The following is a 2,290-nucleotide window of genomic DNA, read 5'->3' as shown; positions in this document are numbered from 1 at the left end:
AAGATCCAGCGTCTCAGCATCCCGCATAGTGGATTACGTCCTCCAACGACAGCGGCTGTCCTAAAACTATACGGCCAAACACTGCCTGGATTGGCAGGGCTTCGTCCAGTCTTCTGCGATAGTCCGCCCGCGCGATTTCGATAACGCCGAATTGGGCGAGGTGATCGGTCTTAAACTGCGTGTCCAGCAAAGTGAAGCCGCCCGCCCGCAACTGCGCCACGAGATAGACCAAAGCGATCTTGCTGGCGTCGTTTGCTGTGGAAAACATGCTCTCGCCGAAAAACGCGCCGCCGAGGGTAACGCCGTAGAGCCCGCCGACGAGTTGCTCGCCCTGCCAGCATTCGACCGAATGGGCGTGGCCTGCCGCGAACAACAGCCCGTAGAGCCGTTTGATCTCGGCATTGATCCAACTATCGGGGCTGCCGGGGCGCGGGGCGGCGCAGGCTTCGACCGTTTGGCGGAAGGCGCTATCGACGCTCACCCGGTAGGGTTCGGCCCGAAGCGTCCGCCTCAGGCGTTTGGGGACGTGAAACCCATCGAGCGGCAGAATGCCGCGAAAATCGGGGTCGACCCAGAAAAGTTCCGGATCGTCCCGACCGTCCGCCATCGGAAAAATCCCGGCGGCATAGGCGCGCAGGAGAAGATCGGGGGTTAAGCGCATCCGTCTCCCCCGCCCCTGGGCTTACGCGCCGCCCGCATCCTTTGCGGCGGCGGCGCGTTCCATGAAGTGTTCGAGCCAATGGATCGTGTAATCGCCGGTAATGAAATCCGGATCGGCGATGATCTTTTGATGCAGCGGGATCGTCGTTTGAATGCCGCCGATCACATATTCTTCCAGGGCACGGCGCAGGCGCATCAGGCATTCGTTGCGCGTCTTGCCGTAGACGATCAGCTTCGAGACGAGGCTATCGTAGTGCGACGGCACCTTATAGCCGGAATAGAGCGCCGAATCGACGCGCACCCCCGGCCCGCCCGGCGCGTGATATTCGCCGATCTTACCCGGCGAGGGCGCGAAGGTTTCCGGGTGTTCGGCGTTGATGCGCACTTCGATGGCAGCGCCGCTGAAGCGCACGTCTTCCTGTTTCAGCGTCAGCTTACCGCCCGCAGCGATGCGGATTTGCTCGCGCACCAGATCAATGCCGGTAATGAATTCCGACACCGGGTGTTCCACCTGAAGGCGCGTGTTCATTTCGATGAAATAGAACTGCCCGTCTTCGTAGAGAAACTCCAGCGTGCCTGCGGAGGCATAGCCGAGCGTGCCCATCGCCTTCAGGGCGATCTGGCCGATGGCTTCGCGCTCGTCGGCGTTCAGCGCGGGCGAGGGGGCTTCTTCGAGCAGCTTTTGATGACGGCGTTGCAGCGAGCAATCGCGCTCGCCCAAGTGGATGACATTGCCTTGCCCGTCGCCCAAGATTTGCAATTCGATGTGGCGTGGCTTTTCCAGGAATTTTTCGAAGAACACCGCGTCATTGCCGAAGAAGGACCGCGCTTCCGACCGCGCGACCGGCAGTTGCGTGCGCAAATCCTCTTCGTTCCGGCAAATCTTCATGCCCTTGCCGCCGCCGCCCGCCGCCGCTTTAATGAGGATGGGAAAGCCAATGCGGCGCGCGATGTCCAGCGCTTCCTCGTCACTCGTCACCGGACCGTCGGAGCCGGGCACCGTGGGAATGCCGAGCGCCTGCACGGCCCGTTTTGCCGTAATCTTATCGCCCATAATGCGGATATGCTCGGGCGACGGGCCGATGAAGACCAGCCCGTGATCCTGCACCATCTGCGCGAAATCGGCGTTTTCCGCAAGAAAGCCGACGCCGGGGTGAATGGCTTCCGCCCCGGTGATCGTCGCCGCCGTCAGAATCGCCTGCATGTTCAGATAGCTTTGGCGCGGCGCGGGCGGGCCGATGCAGACGCTTTCATCGGCTAAGCGCACGTGCATGGCGTCGGCATCCGCGGTGGAATGGACCGCAACCGTCTGAATGCCCAGCTCGCGGCAGGCACGGTGGATGCGAAGGGCAATTTCGCCGCGATTGGCGATGAGGATCTTCTCGAACATGATTACTCGATAATCACGAGCGGCTCGCCGTATTCGACCGGCTTGCCATCAGTCACGAGGATTTCCTTCACCACGCCGGCGCGCGGCGACGGTAGCGGGTTCATCACCTTCATCGCTTCGATAATCAGCAGGCTTTGCCCCTTCTGCACCGTGTCGCCCACCGCAATGAACGGGCGTGCGCCGGGTTCGGCAGCGAGATAGACGGTGCCAACCATCGGCGAGGGCACCATACCGGGATGA

Annotated in this window: 3 protein-coding genes; all 3 read right to left on the bottom strand. The window is 61.8% G+C overall.

Annotated elements, in window-relative coordinates; translation table 11 throughout:
• Window positions 1-13: 13 nt before the first annotated feature.
• Entirely contained in the window at window positions 14-661 is a 648-nt protein-coding gene (gene aat, locus VZ95_RS07350; protein ID WP_045775279.1) for a leucyl/phenylalanyl-tRNA--protein transferase, read from the bottom strand.
• Window positions 662-682: 21 nt separating this feature from the next.
• Window positions 683-2,050 carry an acetyl-CoA carboxylase biotin carboxylase subunit gene (accC, locus tag VZ95_RS07345; RefSeq protein ID WP_045775278.1) on the bottom strand — a complete coding sequence of 456 codons (1,368 nt, stop codon included), beginning with the start codon at window positions 2,048-2,050 and terminating at the stop codon, window positions 683-685.
• Between the two features lie 2 nt (window positions 2,051-2,052).
• Window positions 2,053-2,290: acetyl-CoA carboxylase biotin carboxyl carrier protein (locus VZ95_RS07340; RefSeq protein WP_045775277.1), on the bottom strand; the 238-nt coding region annotated here is incomplete at its 5' end.

This window comes from Elstera litoralis, from assembly GCF_000963705.1.
In the GTDB taxonomy this organism is placed as follows: domain Bacteria; phylum Pseudomonadota; class Alphaproteobacteria; order Elsterales; family Elsteraceae; genus Elstera; species Elstera litoralis.
This window is presented reverse-complemented; position numbering and strand designations above follow the sequence as displayed.